Origin of the sequence: Streptomyces beijiangensis, assembly GCF_017315755.1 — a bacterium.
Taxonomy (GTDB): domain Bacteria; phylum Actinomycetota; class Actinomycetes; order Streptomycetales; family Streptomycetaceae; genus Streptomyces; species Streptomyces beijiangensis.
Genome location: NZ_JAFLRJ010001680.1, coordinates 1 through 258 on the forward strand (window position 1 = coordinate 1; position 258 = coordinate 258).

1 protein-coding gene is annotated in these 258 nt (G+C 69.0%); it reads left to right on the plus strand.

Going from position 1 to position 258, the window contains the following annotated elements; all coding sequences use genetic code 11:
* Positions 1-29 precede the first annotated feature (29 nt).
* On the plus strand, positions 30-258 hold a 229-nt coding region (locus J0695_RS43210), incomplete at its 3' end, for an RsbRD N-terminal domain-containing protein (RefSeq protein ID WP_206970255.1).

The following is a 258-nucleotide window of genomic DNA, read 5'->3' on the forward strand; positions in this document are numbered from 1 at the left end:
GTCGCACGGTGCGGGACCTGACCCGCCTCATGCTGTCCAGCATTGCGTCCGGTCAGGGGCCGATCGCCGAGCATCTCCAGTTCACGCGGCGCTCCGCCCTGCGGCGGGCGCAGTTGGGTGTGTCCGCCTACGACGTGCTGAGTTCGTTCCACATCGTGCGCCGCGAGTTGTGGGCGGCCCTGCAGTCCAGTCCCGAGGCAACCGACGACCTGCTTCTCGGGCTGGTCGAACCGATCGGCCGGTGGACGGAGGCCATGA